The 13,979-nt window shown below is 70.7% G+C and carries 13 protein-coding genes and 4 tRNA genes; 11 read left to right on the top strand and 6 right to left on the bottom strand.

The window, feature by feature from the left end; all coding sequences use genetic code 11:
* Positions 1-51 precede the first annotated feature (51 nt).
* From ACFPM7_RS16690 to ACFPM7_RS16680, 3 genes are all read left to right on the top strand, one after another.
* The gene (locus ACFPM7_RS16690; RefSeq protein ID WP_378248539.1) at positions 52-633 is read left to right on the top strand and encodes a TetR/AcrR family transcriptional regulator; all 582 of its coding nucleotides are present in this window, start codon (positions 52-54) and stop codon (positions 631-633) included.
* Positions 634-745: 112 nt separating this feature from the next.
* Positions 746-1,855 carry an agmatine deiminase family protein gene (locus ACFPM7_RS16685; RefSeq protein WP_378248538.1) on the top strand — a complete coding sequence of 370 codons (1,110 nt, stop codon included), beginning with the start codon at positions 746-748 and terminating at the stop codon, positions 1,853-1,855.
* Between the two features lie 185 nt (positions 1,856-2,040).
* Positions 2,041-2,340 carry a hypothetical protein gene (locus tag ACFPM7_RS16680; RefSeq protein WP_378248537.1) on the top strand — a complete coding sequence of 100 codons (300 nt, stop codon included), beginning with the start codon at positions 2,041-2,043 and terminating at the stop codon, positions 2,338-2,340.
* Between the two features lie 48 nt (positions 2,341-2,388).
* On the opposite strand, the gene ACFPM7_RS16675 is transcribed toward ACFPM7_RS16680, so the two are convergent.
* Positions 2,389-3,273, bottom strand: a complete 885-nt coding sequence (locus ACFPM7_RS16675; RefSeq protein WP_378248536.1) for a CE1 family esterase — start codon at positions 3,271-3,273, stop codon at positions 2,389-2,391.
* A gap of 73 nt (positions 3,274-3,346) precedes the next feature.
* Here ACFPM7_RS16675 and ACFPM7_RS16670 point away from each other — a divergent pair, with 73 nt between their 5' ends.
* Both ACFPM7_RS16670 and ACFPM7_RS16665 read left to right on the top strand, forming a co-directional pair.
* Positions 3,347-4,420, top strand: a complete 1,074-nt coding sequence (locus ACFPM7_RS16670; protein WP_378248535.1) for a sensor histidine kinase — start codon at positions 3,347-3,349, stop codon at positions 4,418-4,420.
* Positions 4,421-4,484: 64 nt separating this feature from the next.
* The gene (locus tag ACFPM7_RS16665) at positions 4,485-5,159 is read left to right on the top strand and encodes a response regulator (protein WP_378248534.1); all 675 of its coding nucleotides are present in this window, start codon (positions 4,485-4,487) and stop codon (positions 5,157-5,159) included.
* 34 nt (positions 5,160-5,193) lie between these two features.
* On the opposite strand, the gene ACFPM7_RS16660 is transcribed toward ACFPM7_RS16665, so the two are convergent.
* The 5 genes from ACFPM7_RS16660 to ACFPM7_RS16640 all read right to left on the bottom strand — a co-directional run bounded on the left by ACFPM7_RS16660 (position 5,194) and on the right by ACFPM7_RS16640 (position 7,060).
* Positions 5,194-5,934: a hypothetical protein gene (locus ACFPM7_RS16660; protein ID WP_378248533.1), complete on the bottom strand. Its 741-nt coding sequence runs from the start codon at positions 5,932-5,934 to the stop codon at positions 5,194-5,196.
* Positions 5,935-6,246: 312 nt separating this feature from the next.
* A tRNA-Val gene (locus tag ACFPM7_RS16655) sits at positions 6,247-6,321 on the bottom strand.
* Between the two features lies 1 nt (position 6,322).
* Positions 6,323-6,394: transfer RNA gene (locus ACFPM7_RS16650), tRNA-Cys, on the bottom strand.
* A 54-nt stretch (positions 6,395-6,448) separates the two neighbouring features.
* A tRNA-Gly gene (locus ACFPM7_RS16645) sits at positions 6,449-6,521 on the bottom strand.
* A 113-nt stretch (positions 6,522-6,634) separates the two neighbouring features.
* Positions 6,635-7,060, bottom strand: coding sequence for an SsgA family sporulation/cell division regulator (locus tag ACFPM7_RS16640; protein WP_378248532.1), 426 nt, complete (start codon positions 7,058-7,060; stop codon positions 6,635-6,637).
* Positions 7,061-7,447: 387 nt separating this feature from the next.
* Here ACFPM7_RS16640 and ACFPM7_RS16635 point away from each other — a divergent pair, with 387 nt between their 5' ends.
* From ACFPM7_RS16635 to ACFPM7_RS16610, 6 genes are all read left to right on the top strand, one after another.
* Complete coding sequence (locus ACFPM7_RS16635) at positions 7,448-7,858, top strand: TIGR02611 family protein (protein WP_378248531.1); 411 nt, start codon at positions 7,448-7,450, stop codon at positions 7,856-7,858.
* Between the two features lie 52 nt (positions 7,859-7,910).
* Positions 7,911-7,985, top strand: a tRNA-Val gene (locus tag ACFPM7_RS16630).
* Between the two features lie 234 nt (positions 7,986-8,219).
* Positions 8,220-9,911 (top strand): thiopeptide-type bacteriocin biosynthesis protein, encoded by a 1,692-nt coding sequence (locus ACFPM7_RS16625; RefSeq protein ID WP_378248530.1) that lies wholly within the window; start codon positions 8,220-8,222, stop codon positions 9,909-9,911.
* A 94-nt stretch (positions 9,912-10,005) separates the two neighbouring features.
* On the top strand, positions 10,006-10,146 hold the full coding sequence (locus ACFPM7_RS16620) for a thiazolylpeptide-type bacteriocin (RefSeq protein WP_378248529.1): 141 nt from the start codon (positions 10,006-10,008) through the stop codon (positions 10,144-10,146).
* A gap of 83 nt (positions 10,147-10,229) precedes the next feature.
* A complete protein-coding gene (locus ACFPM7_RS16615) occupies positions 10,230-12,860 on the top strand; it encodes a lantibiotic dehydratase (protein ID WP_378248528.1) in 2,631 nt (876 codons plus the stop codon).
* Positions 12,857-13,978 (top strand): lantibiotic dehydratase C-terminal domain-containing protein, encoded by a 1,122-nt coding sequence (locus ACFPM7_RS16610; protein ID WP_378248527.1) that lies wholly within the window; start codon positions 12,857-12,859, stop codon positions 13,976-13,978. The genes ACFPM7_RS16615 and ACFPM7_RS16610 overlap by 4 nt, the downstream gene beginning before the upstream one ends.
* The last annotated feature ends 1 nt before the right edge of the window (position 13,979 follow it).

The raw sequence follows: 13,979 nt of genomic DNA, 5'->3' as shown, positions 1-13,979 counted from the left end.
CCCGACCGGTCTCGCCGACCGCGGAGTGGCGGGAGGTTCTAGGGTGCTGCTGTGAGTGATCGCAAGCAGCAACTGCTCGGCGCCACCTGCCGGGTGATCGCCCGGGACGGCATCCGGGGCCTGCGGGTGGAGAACGTCGCCGCCGAGGCGGGGGTCTCCACGGCGTTGATCTACTACCACTTCGGGGACCGGGCAGGCTTGCTCGCGCACGCGATGCGGCACGTGAACGCCCGCGCCGAGTCCTATGCGCGCGCGGAGGAAGGGCGCAGCGGGCGTGAGCGGCTGGCACTGCAGGTGCTGGGCGAGTTCCAGGACGACGATCTCGTGCGGGAGAACTCGGCGGTCTGGGGGGAAGTCCGGGGTGCGGCCGTCTTCGATGAGGCGCTGCGGCCCGTGGTGGCCGATGCCACGGCGCGGTGGGTCGCCGACCTGGCGGAGTACATCGATCAGGGGAAGACGGACGGGAGTATCGCCGACGAGGTCGACCCGCACGGTGTGGCCGTTCGGCTGACCGCCTTCGTCGAGGGCTTGAGCAACCGGTGGTTGTCGCAGCTGATGTCGACCGATGACGTCCGCGACCACCTCTTGCGGGTGCTCGACCGGGAACTGGCGTGTGTGGGGGACAACCCCTGAGTTCGTGAGCAGGAGCCGTGCCCGCTCTGCCCGGTCGCTCGGTTTGACTGAAAATTCAGTCAGTGTCAGGATGGGGTGTCGCTTCGTCCGCTTGGAGGCCCCCGTGTCACCGATGTCCCGTCGTTCGGCGCTGTCCGGGCTCGGCCTGCTGGCGGTCGGGGCGTGCGGGGCATCGCCGCAGGCCACCGGGGGTGCCTCCGCCGCGCCCGGCCCGATGCCCGCACGCCGTTTCGGCGCCGAGTGGGAGAGCCACGTGCGCACCGTCATGGCGTGGCCCGCCTCCGCCGGGATCTGGGCGGACCTGCTGCCCGAGGTGCGCGCGGACATCGCGCGGCTGGCCCGGGCGATCGGCGAGTACGAGGAGGTCGTCATGCTCGCCCGGCCCGCCCAGGTCGCCGCGGCGCGGGCCGCGTGCGGCGGCGGTGTCCTCGTCGTCCCGATCCCGGTGGACGACCTGTGGACGCGCGACACCGTGCCGGTCTTCGTCGAAGAGGCGGGCGAGGTCCACGGCGTCGACTTCAACTTCAACGGCTGGGGCCGCAAACAGACCCACGACCACGACGCCGCGGTGGCCGAGGCGGTCCTGGACCGCTTCGACATCCCGGGAATCGACACGTGGCTGGTAGCCGAGGGCGGATCGTTCGAGACCGACGGCAAGGGCACCCTCATGGCCACCGAGAGCTCACTGGTCAACGACAACCGCAACCCGGGGCGGTCGCGGGCGGACATCGAGGCCGAGCTGCGGCGTGTCCTGGGACTGCGGAAGGTGATCTGGTTCGAGGGGGTGCGCGGCCAGGACATCACCGACGCCCACGTCGACTACCTCGCTCGCTTCACCCCCTCCGGCGCCGTCCTCCTCGACCGCGCCGCCCCGGGCACCCCGCCAGACGTCTGGACCCGCGTGGCCGACCAGGCCCACGCGACCCTCACCGAATCCACCGACGCCGACGGCCGCCCCGTGGAGGTCATCGAGGTCTTCCAACCAGACGATGTCGACCTGGGCCCAGACGCGGTGATCTCCTACCTGAACTTCTCCGTCACCAACGACGCCGTCTTCCTCCCGGAGTTCGGCGACCGCGAAGCCGACGACCGCGCGGCCCAACTCCTCCGGGACCACTTCCCCGACCGCGACATCATCGGCATCCGCATCGACGCGATCGCCTCAGGCGGCGGCGGAATCCACTGCGCCACCCACGACCAACCGGGTGAACCCGCGAACTGAGCGGGCGGTGCACGGACAGGTGACCACTTTCGGCGCGGCGATCCTCCTCCCCGAGAACGACCCGATCCGTCGCCGAGGGGAGCCCAGGATGGTCACCGGGCACGACGACGTGGAGGTGGTCGGCGCGGCAACCTGGTGCCGTGCCGCGGAAAACCGCGGACCAGGCCGGGAACTGGGAGACAGAGATGCGCACGATCCTCACCGCCGTCACCGCCGTCGCCGTCGCCACGGGTGGGTTGGTCGCCGTTCCGCTGGCGGCGGCCGCCGAGCCGGTGGACGGCCCGCCGCAATGCCTGCACACCAGGACTTGGGACACCTTCTTCCACGCCTACGTCGAGGTGAAGAACACCTGCCAGGACACGCAACGGTTCCGCATCAGGTGGGAGGGAGCCAGCGACAGCCAGTGCATCACGCTGGTCCCGGGTGATTGGGTCCAGGACAGCGCGGTCGAACCCGCGTGGTTCAGCGGGCTCTACCACTGCTGAGCCCGCGAGGACCTGTGGCCGGGTCAGGGGGTGGTCACAGGTCCTCGCTCACACCCCGTCCCAGAACGACACGATCGCCGAGGTCGCGTCGAACGGCGCGCGGCTGGGCGGACCGGGCCAGAAATGGCCGTCCCGGACCGGGTCGCCGGTGTCGATCTGGTCGACGACGACGTCGCCGCGTCCCGGGCAGAGGTGGTGGACGGTCTTCACCCGCACACCCCAGCCGGTCTCCCCTGTGGACTCCTCACGCGGCGGCGCGACGCAGCCGTTGTCGTCGGCCCACTGGCGGGCCAAGGCGTGCACGCCGGCTGTCATGGCGCCTAGGTCGCCGCTGCAGCAGCGGGCCAGTACGTGGTCGTTGTGGGAGAACACCAGGCGCAAGGGGAGTGGGCGGTGGCACGGCGCGGTGTCCGGGAGGGGAGCGGCGGCCACCATGCCGATGCCCGCCAGCTTCGTCGTGCCCGAGCACGCGAACCGGGCGGCCATCAGGCCCCCGCTGGAGAAGCCGACCGCGTACACCTTCGCGGGGGCGACGCAGAGCTGTTCGACGGTGATCCCGACCAGCCGTCGCAGGAACTCGGAGTCGCTGACGCCCCTGGCCGCCTCATCGGCCGCCGACGTGGTCCAGTGCGGCCAGGAGTCCGGCTGCACGGCCACGAAACCCCCCGCGTCGGCCTTCGCGCGCATCCCGCTGCGGTCGTCCTGCTCCTCCTTGCCGCTGAACGCGCCGTGCAGGTCGAGGACGAGTCCGCCACGCGCGTTCGGCGGGACGTGGGCGCGGTAGGTGCGGGCGACCGGACGCCCGTCCGGGGTGTGTTGGACGAGCGGCCAGGTCGCCTCGGTGTATTCCCCTGGCGGGGCGCAGCCGCCCTCCGGTGTGGGCGCCACTGGGCTGAGCAGGGGGAGCAAAGCCAGTACAGCGAACAGGAACACGGGCCGAGTCTCCCCGGAATGTCCTCACCGCGGAGGACGCCCCGACCTGTTTCGCCCGTTAGTGTCGCCAGGCATGCGCCTACCCCGGCCGAACTCCGCCGACAGCGTCGGAGCCATTGTCCTGCTGGCCGTGGACATCTGGTTCAACGTCTCGGTCAGGTCCCCGACCCCGCCGATCGGGTGGTCGCTGGTCTTCATCGCGGTGGGCACGCTGCCGCTGGCGTGGCGCCGCGTGGCGCCGATCGGGGTGTTCAGCGTGCTCGCCGCCGCCGCGCTGGCGGGCACGGTGCTGGCGGTGGCCATCAGCGAGGCCGGGCTGCTGGTCGGGCTCTACTCGGTGGCGGCGTGGCGGCCCCGCTGGACGGCCGTGCGCTGCGCCGTGGGGTTCGGGGCGGTCAAGACCCCGATCGAGGTGGCGCAGGAGACCGAGCCGACCTGGATCCCGGTGCTGCTCGTCCTCTACGCGACCGCCACCGTGCTGGGCGACCAGCAGCGCGCCCACCGCGAGCTGGCCGCGCGGGAGCACAGCACGCGGGAACGGCTCGTCATCGCCGCGGAGCGGGCCGCGATCGCCCGGGAGATGCACGACGTCGTCGCGCACACGGTGAGCGTCATGATCCTCTACTCCTCGGTCGCCCGCCGAGCCCTCACCGAGGACCCCGCGCGGGCCGACACCGCGCTCGTCCAGGTCGCCGAATCCGGCAGGGAGAGCCTGGCCGAGCTGCGCAGGCTGCTCGGCGCGCTGCGCACCGAACCGGCAGACCTGGCCCCGCACCCCGACCTGGCGTCCCTGGAGGAGCTGGTCGCCCGGTTCGCGGCGGCCGAGCTGCCCGTCCGGCTGAGGATCCGGGGGAACCGCAGGGCGCTGCCCGCGGGGGTCGAGCTGTGCGCCTACCGGATCGTGCAGGAGGCGCTGACCAACGCCGCCAAGCACGCCCGGCCGACCGAGGTCACCGTGGACCTGGAGTTCCGGGACACCGACTTGGCCATCGGCATCGACAACGACGGCGTTTCACCCGATCGGGGTGTCCCCGGGCACGGCTTGGTCGGGATGCGGGAACGGGCCGCGCTGGTCGGGGGCGCGGTCCGGATCCACGGCGGCCGCACTGATTTCCGGGTGACGGCCACCCTCCCCTATCCGGGCTGACCCGCACCCCGTTCGGGTGACAGCGCCGGGTGTGGCCCCGGAACCCGAATACCCTCCGGCAGCTATGGGTGTCCTTTCCGTCCTCATCGCCGACGACCAAGCCCTGATGCGGACCGGCTTCCGACTCATCCTGGAAGCCGAGCCCGACATCGAGGTGGTCGCCGAGGCGGGCGACGGCGAGCAGGCGGTGGCCCTGGCCCGCCGACACCGCCCCGACTTGGTGCTGATGGACGTCCGCATGCCCAGGATGGACGGCATCGCCGCGACCAGAGAACTAGCGGCCGACGGCGTCCCGGTGCTGATCCTGACCACCTTCGACTTGGACGAGTACGTCTTCGCCGCGCTGTGCGCCGGAGCGAGCGGCTTCCTCCTCAAGGACGTGCCCTGCGAACGCCTCGTCGACGGCGTCCGCGTCGTCGCGGCGGGCGAGGCCCTGCTCGCCCCGAGCATCACCCGCCGCCTGATCGACCGCTACACCCGCCACACCCCCTCGCGTGTCCAGACAGACGCGGTCACCGCCCTCACCCCCCGCGAACGGGAAGTGCTGGTGCTCATGGCACGTGGCCTCTCCAACTCCGAGATCGCCACGACACTCGTCCTCGGCGCCACCACGGTGAAGACCCACGTAGGCCGAGTCCTCATGAAACTCAACCTGCGCGACCGCGTCCAAGCCGTCGTGTTCGCCTACGAACACGGCCTGGTCCACGCCGCGGCCCCCGACGGTCTCGGCAAAGAATGAGCCTGCCGCGGTGGGAACCCCAGCGTTTCGTCGGTCAGTAGTCGGGCCCCCTGGCGTACTCGACGCGCAGTGCGGCCGTGTGGTCGAAACCTCCATAGCGGGCCACCACGGTGACGGTCGGGGTCTCCCGGGCGATCTTGTCGTCGGCGAAGCACCGCGGCGTTGTTGCGTGACTCGGCCCGCTGCCCTCAGGCCGGCCACCACTCCTTCCGTCGACCGAGAATCCCACGGGGGAGAAGACCCGGCTTCGGCGCGAGCACGACGATGCTCCAACGAGTGCTCGACAGCATCGACGAGGCCACCACCAGCGTTGGGAGCAGTCCCGCATGTCCTCCGGCTCCGGCTGGCGAGCCCGACATGTGCTGGAGTTAGGACTTACTGCGTGCGAACAGAATCGCTTGCGAGCTTCCGCGTTCGGGTCGAGCAGCATCTGGGAGATCTTCATTGGTTGACCGCCGTAGCCGTCGGTCTTCAACTGTGACTCGTCGCCGACGTGGAACAGGGCTGTAGCGGTCCGCCGGGGCGCAATGCTCGGTGGAAGTGCCCAAACACTGTCGGCACTTCGTCGTCTGGGATGTGGATCAACGACTGCCAGGCGAGCAGGCCGGCCAGCGACCAGCCCGCCGCCGGCGACCCGCACGCTGTCGGCGAACAAGGCCAGAGCCGCGCGAAGGTACTGGTGTCCGGCGAGGGCGCCGCGCACTTGGTCGGCATAGCTGACCGCGACCGTGTCATAGGAGGTTCGGGTGTCGGCCAACCAGTCGTTCGTGGTCATGGCCAGCACACTATTCCACGCTATGCGCGGATCACCGAGTTCACGGGATGCGCCTTAACGCAACTCGCTGCGCAGCACGAAGAGATTCCTCCGACTTTGACAACGCGACGACCCGCCAAATCAACAGCAAAAGAGTTGGTGACACGGGTCACGTTAGGGGTGTCGCTTGACCGGCATTCGTCTGCACGTCTCGGGTCTCCGTCGATGGAGAGACGACGGTAAGACCAAGATCGTCTCCACGGATTCTCCATCGAGACGACAGAAGCCCTGTCCCCTAGTGAAGGGACAGGGCTTCTCACCAGCACAAACGTCTGGTGGGCGATACTGGGATTGAACCAGTGACCCCTACCGTGTCAAGGTAGTGCTCTCCCACTGAGCTAATCGCCCGAGGCGGAGACGGGAATCGAACCCGTGTACAGGGCTTTGCAGGCCCTTGCCTAAGCCACTCGGCCACTCCGCCATGTCCCGAAGGTCGGGACCTCCGAGGGGCCGGCGCAAGGCCGAACCGCTTCCGAGCGGATGACGGGATTCGAACCCGCGACCCTCACCTTGGCAAGGTGATGCGCTACCAGCTGCGCTACATCCGCACGCCTTCCGGGTGGTCCGCGGTGGTGTTCCGCTGCCCTCCGGCGTGGTGCGAGTGAACTCTATCCGAGGGGTGTCGGCGGGTCCAAATCGGGGGGTCCCTAAGCCGATCTTCTCAGGTCAGGTCGGTGGAGATCAGGTGGGTGAGTGCCTCGTCGACGTCGACCCAGAGGTGTTCGTTGCCGGGGACGACGACGTCGTAGGTGCGGTCCAGGAAGTCGGCTAGTTCCTGGGCGGCGGCCTCGAAGACGGCGTGGCCGGACGGGGAGCTCAGCTCGATGACGACGACCTCGGGGTCGTCGCCCGCCGGGCGGATGCGGACGTCGCCGTCGCCTGCTTCGGCGATGAGGCCGTCGGCGAGGAGGTCGCGGGCGAAGACCCATTCGACCCAGCCCGCGCGGCCGGTGCGGAATGCGGCGACGACCGCGTACGGGTCGCGCGTGTCGTAGCGCAGTTCCACCTTGACCGGGACCGCTGGGGTCCTCGGCGCCAAGAGGTCGAACACCGCTGTCGAACGCAGCGTCACGTGATCGTTTCGCATCGTCGCTACCCTTCTGCTCCCTCCCCAGTCAAAACGACTGAGCCCCTTCCATGTGACGCCACTGTGCAACGAAAGGGTCGCGATTCCGGGATTTGTCACCCGGACGGGCCACTCTCCGCAGCGCGCAGCGTCCGCGTCGCTGCGCACCGTGACCAACGTTGGCGGGCAGCCTCTCTATACTGGCTGGTTTCCGGGCCCGGTGGTAGCGCCTGCCGTGCGAATCTCGGCACCCTCGGTTGTTCCCACGCGGCAAAGCCCGCGCTGACCTGCGATGTCGGCGATTGATGTGGCAAGAACCACGTTCTCGCAGGTCACGACCTGTGCAGATGCCCCGGCGGCAGCCCGGGGCGACAATGGCGCAACAACTCACCCGGATGGAGGTGCCCGGTGTCGGGTAGGACCGAAGAGGACCGCTCTTTCCGCCCAGACTGGGCCGACCGGTCGCGAACCACCCGTCTGGTGTGGCGCGTCGGTGTCGGCATCGTCGGCGCGGCCGTCTTGATCACCGGCATCATCCTGGTGCCCTACCCCGGCCCCGGCTGGCTCGTCGTCTTCGCCGGCCTGGCCATCCTCGCCGTCGAGTTCCCCTGGGCCCGCCGCGTCCTGGACTACGCCCGCGGGAAGTACGACGCCTGGGTGGCCTGGCTCAAGCGCCAGAACATCGTCGTGCGGCTCCTGGTCCTCGCCCTGACCGGTCTCATCGTCCTGGTGACCCTGTGGCTGCTGAACGTGTTCGCCCTGGTGGGAGGCTGGTTCGGCATCGAGTGGCCCTGGTTGGCCTCCCCGATTTTCGGATGATCCATCCCATGCGGTAGTCTTTCCCCCGTCGCCCCCTGGGGCGGACGTTCCCGGGCGATTAGCTCAGCGGGAGAGCACTTCGTTCACACCGAAGGGGTCACTGGTTCGATCCCAGTATCGCCCACCAGGGAGTTCAGGGCCGGTCAGCGTTTCGCTGACCGGCCCTGATTGTTTTTCGGCGTGACTAGGCCGTCGATTCGTCTGGCGACAATCGGGGAAGAGTCGACCGAGCACGCTATCCGCGCACGTTCGCCGGGCTGTTCGGATTTGTTCGGGATTGTGGCGCTGTGGCTGGTGCGCCGCCATTGTGGCGGCAGGTTGATCCGCTGGCGGGGGATCAGTTCAGGCGGGCGGGCCGGGCATGGGAGGGGTCTTGACGGAGCCGCTGTCGACTGGCTCGGAAACGTCACCACAGGTTCGCGGAGCCTGGACGAGCCTGCACCTGTTCGCGCACTGGGAATCGTCCACAACGGATGAGTTCTTGGCCGGCAGCCTGCGGACGGTGCTGGATCAATGGCGCGCGGACGGTCGGTTGCGGGACTGGTTCTTCATCCGGTACTGGGAAGGCGGTCCGCACATTCGGGTGCGGGCGTCGGGGGTTGACTCGCCCCGGGAACTGCGCGAGGAACTCGCCGCCCTTCTTGGCATGGCGGAACCGGCTGCCCACCAGGGCGGCCAGGAATGGCAGCCGCACGGCACCGTGGCCGAGATCGGCTACGAGGCGGAGGTGGAACGCTACGGCGGTGCTTCGGCGCTCGCGGTCGCGGAGCAGGTGTTCAGCGCTTCGAGCGCGCTGGCGCTCGACACCATCGGCACCGTCAAGGGGAATCGCAGGCTGGTCGTGGTGGTCCAGCTGGCCTACGCCACGGCTCTGGCGCTCGGGCTCACCGACGCCGCGGCGGCTCGGTGGTTGCGGCGGCACGCCAACGCGTGGCGGTGGATCGACAGGACGGAGATGGCGCCCGCCGCCACCCTCCTGGCCAGGGTGACCAGCGTGCTCAGCGCCCAGCGCGGCGGTCTGGAGCGCGCGCTGAACGCGGTGCGGGCGCAGGTCGCCGACGCGGGGGCGGGCGACGTCGTCGGCCGCTGGGCCACCGTCGTGGCTGACGCGGACGCGCGGCTGCGCACCCTGAGCCCGGTGTCCCGGCTGACGGTCTGGGCTTCCCAGCTGCACATGCTGTGCAACCGGTTGGGGGTGCACCCCGATGAGGAGCGGGCAGCGTGCTTCCTCGTCGCCGCGGTCCTGCTCGGCGAATCCAGCGCGGTCGGCTTCGACGCCGACCAGATCGGCCCGGACCATTCCTTCCTGGAGAAGTCCAAGCTCCTTCCCGGTCACCCCGCGGTCCTGCCCGCGGGCGCGGTCGACACCGCCGAGACGGACACGACCGCGTGGCTGGCGCGGACAGCGCGGGTGGTCGAGCTGCCCGACGGTCCGCCGCTCACCGCCACGCTCGCGGACGTGCTCGTCCGCCGCCGTTCCGCGCGCCGGTTCGGCGGCGCCGTCTCGATCGGTGAACTGGGCACGCTGCTCCGGTCGAGCCTCACCGTGCACGAGCGTGACGCGGCTGACGGCCGGCACGAGGCACGCCTGCGGCGTGGCTACCCCAGCGCGGGCACGATGTTCCCGGCTCGGCTGCGCGCTTTCGTCTGGTCGGTCGATGACCTTCGCCCCGGCTCCTACCTGGTCGACCCGGCGGGCTGTCGGCTGCTGCGCTACGCCGAGGCCCCCGACACCTCCGAGGTCGCGGAGTTGTCCCCGTGGTTTCTGCCCGAGGCCGGCGCCAGGACCATCGACGCGGCCGCGATTCCGGTCATGCTCGTGCTCTCCGTCCGATTGGACGAGATCAGGGCGAGGTATGGCGTGCGCGGCCTGCGGTTCGCCCTGATCGAGGCGGGCCACCTCGCGCAGAACCTGGTGCTGTGCGCGACCGGTCTCGGTCTGGAATCGCTCACCATCGGCGGCTTCTACGACGACCTCGTGCACGAGACCCTGGGCATGGACGGCCTCGCCGAGGCGGCGCAGTACCTCATTCCCGTGGGCCGGTCCGGATGAGCGGGCCACAGACTTCCGATGCCCAGGAGGTGAATCCACCCAAGACTCAGCGCCGATGCGAACGAGCCATCCACATTCACTTCAGGAGGAACCCGTGAACGACTCTGATTTCACGTTTGACGAGCTGGAACTCGGCGAGCTGTCGGTGACGGCGATGCGCGAGGGCGTGGCGCTGCCGGAGACCGGCGCTTCCTACACCAACGGCTCGTGCTGCAGCTGCATTGATCCGCAGTAAGAGCGGCGACGTCAGGTGATGAACGCCGGAACGGTTCCCGAGGGGACCGTTCCGGCGCGGACCATCCCATGGAGAGCCATCCGATGGCCAGAACCCTCAGCAGCAGCACCCGCGACAGGGTGCCCAGCGCCGATGAACCGGACACCACTGTCGCGCCCTACGCCCTGTTCCGAGTAGCCTCGCTGCCCTATCCGGCCCCGCCGACCCGCTCCGAGCCGTTTCGCGCCGCACTCGCCGAGCTGGTTGACCGAACAGCCGCACTGTGGAGCCGCACCCCGGCGGTCACCGAGGCGCTGCACAGTGCCATGCCCACCCAGGCCATGCCCACTCAGGCCATGCCCACCCAGGCCATGCCCGACCGGCGAACCGGGTTCCAGCAGAGGGTGCTGCTGCCGGTGCGCCGCGACATCCACAACAACCGGATGCCCCGGCCCGCGCTGATCGAGGCGCTCAGCGACACGGTCGACGACATTCCCGGACTGGCCGACTGGCTGGCCGAGCGAGCCGAGATCGGCGCTCTCGCTGACCGGGTCGAGCGCCTGCTGCCCGACGCGCTCGCCGCCGAGCGGGCGGCGCTCGCCGCGATGTGCGCCGAGAACCCGCTGCGCAAGGCCGCCGCGCTCAGCGGGCGCGACCTGCTCCACGGAATCGATCGCACCGCGGGCCGACGCGGCGAACCCGACAAGCGGGGCCGCAAGGCCGAGCAGGCCATTCTGCGCTACGCGCTGCGGACGAGCACGAAGACCAGCCCGCTGTCCTGGTACACCCATGTCGGCTTCGGCTGGTGGGGCCCCGGCGAACGACTATGGGATGTCGGCGAACCGGTCGCGGTCGCCCGGGTGAACCGGGCGCTGCTCGACCGGATCGGCCACGCGGTGCTGACCGACCCGGCCCGTCGCGACCGCTTCGGCCACCACCTCGCGCCGGGTCTGCGGATTCGGGGTGAGCGGGTGTTGTTCCGTAGGGACGTGCCGGTCGCCGGTCGGACGTTCGCCACCCGCGAGGAGCAGGTGGAACTGCGTGCGTCCGGTCCCCTGCGGTTCCTCGTCGGACTCGTCCGCGCCGCGTCCCCGCGCTGCCCGGCCCCGGCGGAGCTGGCCGAGGCGCTGGCCGAACGCCTCGGTGGCGCGCAGGCGTCCGCCGCGGCGGCGGGCTACGTGCACAAGCTGATCGACAGCGGTGTGCTGGTCGCCGCCGCTCCGGTCCACCCGCAGCATCCCGATCGGGCCGGACCACTGGCCGCCTGGCTGGCCGAACAGGGGCTGGCTGACCTGGCCGCGGCCGTGCTGCGGCTGGACGAGCGAACCACGGCGTTCAGCTCGCTGCCCGCCGGGGAGCGACCCGCCGCGCTGGCCGGACTGGCGGACGGCTGGGCGCGGGCCGCCGACGCGACGCCCTCGCTGCGGATCGACCTGACGGGTGTCCCGCCGCTGAGCGAGGATGTGGTGCTGCCCGGACGGTTCCCGCTCGGCGGCAGGCACGGCCAGGACAGCCTGCCGACGCTGGCGCGGCTCACCCCCTTCCTCATGCTGTTCGACCAGCAGGCGCTGGTCAGGCTGATGGTGCGCGACGCGTTCGTCGAGCGCTTCGGCCGTGGCGCGGCCATCGAGCTGATTGCGCTGGCCGACCTGCTGGACGAGGTCGTGCCCACGGCGTTCACCGTCGGGAACCGCCCGAGCTCCTGGCGCGCCGACGGGCTCAGCACCGCGGTCTGCGACCTGCTGGATCTGCGGACCGCGCTGGCGGCGCTGATCGAGGCGGACAGCGTGCCCGGCACCGCGGACCGGGCGATCCCGGAGCACGTGCTGCGTATGGCCGCCGAGCTGCTGCCGGAGTGGGCGAAACGGCGGACCGCGTCGTACTCGCTGTTCGTCCAGCCAACCGGAGCCGGGCTGGTGGTCAACCACGCCTACGCCGGATTCGGCCGGTTCACGAGCCGGTTCCTCGACTACCTCGACCCCGCCGCGCGGGATGCGGTGGCCGCGCAGCTGCGCCTGCTGGCCGGCGACACAGCCCAGCTGCGCCCGGTCGGCGGATTCAACGCGAACCTGCATCCCGCGGTCACCGGGTTCGAGATCGGCGATGACCCGACCTGGGCGGACCTGACCCCGGACCAGGTCGAGGCGTACCACGACGAGCGCACCGACCAGATCCGGCTGCGCGAGGTGTCGAGCGGCAGGACCATCAACGTGCTGTACCTGGGATTCCTCATCCCGTCCATGCTGCCCAGCCGGATGGCGGCGTTGCACTTCGACCTGGACTGCGGGCTGCCGACCCTCGGCCCGCTCACGCCCGGCGACGCGGTCGCAGGCGTCACCCGCAAAGGCAGGCTCACCTGCGGGGACGTGGTGCTGTCCCGGCGGTCCTGGCGGTTCGCCGAGCACGCCGTCACCGAGCTGCTCGACGTCCTCGACACCGCGCGGTCGCCCGCGCTCGCCGCCGCCGAGCTGCGCGCCCGGCACGGCATGCCCCAACACGTGTTCGTCGGCGCGGCGGGCATCGTGCGGTCGTGGGAGGACTTCGGCAGGCAGCTGGCCGATCCCAAGTCGCAGTACGTCGACCTGGGCAACGCGCTGCACCTGCGGCACCTGGCGAAGGTGGTCGGCCGGTTCAGCGCCGGGGTCCGCTTCACCGAGGCGCTGCCGGTGCCCGGCGACAATCCGGACGGGCGCGTTGTCGAACTCATCGTCGAGACCTACCGGAGAGGGCAATGACCGACGTCGTCTGCTACTACCACGATCCGATCAAGCTGCCTCTCCTGACCGGCGTCGTCCTGCCCGCGCTGAGCGATCTGACCCGCCGCCACCCGGCCGTGGCCGCGCACGTGGAACGGCACTGGCTGCACGGGCCGCACCTGCGGGTCCGGCTGGCCGGGCCGGACGCCGACGAAGCGGCCGCCGCCGAGGAGGTCGCCGCCCGCCTGCGCTCCTACCTGGCCAGGCATCCGTCCACCGCGGGCATATCGGCTGACGTCCTCGTGGAACGGTCTCAGGCCGCCGGTCTGCTGGAACTCGTGCCGGGCCCGTACACGCCGATCGCCGAGGACAACACGGTGGTGATCACCCCTACCGACACCGTCGGGCTGGCGGCGCTGCTGGGTTCCGACGAGCTGGTGCGGCTGCGCTCCCGGGCGCTGCGCCTCGGTGTGGCGGCGCTCGCGGGGACCGCTGAGGCGCTCGCGTCGGCGGGCAACACCGCCGGGGCCCGGGTCCGGGCGGCCATCACCGCGCTCGCCGCCCACGCCAGCCGCTACCACCTCGGTCTCGGGGCCGGATACCACTCCTTGCTGTCCCATGTGGAGCAGATGCTGTTCCACCACGATCCGGACGGCACGCTGCGGGCCCGGTTCGCGCATACCTGGGAGCGCAACGCCGACCCGGTGACCGAACTGGTGCGCGCCGCGACCTCGGCGGAGTCGGCGGACCAGCTCGCCGCCCTGTGGCACACCTGGGCGGCGACGACCCACGCCGAAGTGGCCGCCGCCGTCGACAACGGCGTGCTGCCCTTCGACCTGCCCGAGGAGTACGCCCGCCGCGGCGCGCGGGTCGGTGGGCCGGACACCGCCTCGCGCTGGAGCGCGCGGGAGCGCACCGCGCTCTCGGAGTACCACCGCCGCCTGTCCGCGGTGGATCTGCGTGGCCCGGAGATCGCGCCGCACTTCACCGCCTTCCGGTTCCGCACGAACATGCTGTACCAGCTGATCGCGGTGCTCGACGTGACACCGGTGGAGCGCTACCTCGCGGCCAGCCTGGTCGCCGAGGCGGCCCAGCGCATCGCCGGGGTGAGCTGGACCGAGCACATCGACCAGGTCGCCGCGGCGCAGGGGCGGTGAC

The organism is Actinokineospora guangxiensis (genome assembly GCF_042657845.1).
In the GTDB taxonomy this organism is placed as follows: Bacteria; Actinomycetota; Actinomycetes; order Mycobacteriales; family Pseudonocardiaceae; genus Actinokineospora; species Actinokineospora guangxiensis.
This window is presented reverse-complemented; position numbering and strand designations above follow the sequence as displayed.

What these genes read in the sequence shown, in the direction of transcription:
- ACFPM7_RS16685 (WP_378248538.1), top strand. Translation starts at nt 746, where the DNA reads ATGTCCCGTCGTTCGGCGCTGTCCGGGCTCGGCCTGCTGGCGGTCGGG.
- ACFPM7_RS16680 (WP_378248537.1), top strand. Translation starts at nt 2,041, where the DNA reads ATGCGCACGATCCTCACCGCCGTCACCGCCGTCGCCGTCGCCACGGGT.
- ACFPM7_RS16670 (WP_378248535.1), top strand. Translation starts at nt 3,347, where the DNA reads ATGCGCCTACCCCGGCCGAACTCCGCCGACAGCGTCGGAGCCATTGTC.
- ACFPM7_RS16665 (WP_378248534.1), top strand. Translation starts at nt 4,485, where the DNA reads ATGGGTGTCCTTTCCGTCCTCATCGCCGACGACCAAGCCCTGATGCGG.
- ACFPM7_RS16660 (WP_378248533.1), bottom strand. Translation starts at nt 5,934, where the DNA reads ATGACCACGAACGACTGGTTGGCCGACACCCGAACCTCCTATGACACG.
- ACFPM7_RS16640 (WP_378248532.1), bottom strand. Translation starts at nt 7,060, where the DNA reads ATGCGAAACGATCACGTGACGCTGCGTTCGACAGCGGTGTTCGACCTC.
- ACFPM7_RS16625 (WP_378248530.1), top strand. Translation starts at nt 8,220, where the DNA reads ATGGGAGGGGTCTTGACGGAGCCGCTGTCGACTGGCTCGGAAACGTCA.
- ACFPM7_RS16615 (WP_378248528.1), top strand. Translation starts at nt 10,230, where the DNA reads ATGGCCAGAACCCTCAGCAGCAGCACCCGCGACAGGGTGCCCAGCGCC.
- ACFPM7_RS16610 (WP_378248527.1), top strand. Translation starts at nt 12,857, where the DNA reads ATGACCGACGTCGTCTGCTACTACCACGATCCGATCAAGCTGCCTCTC.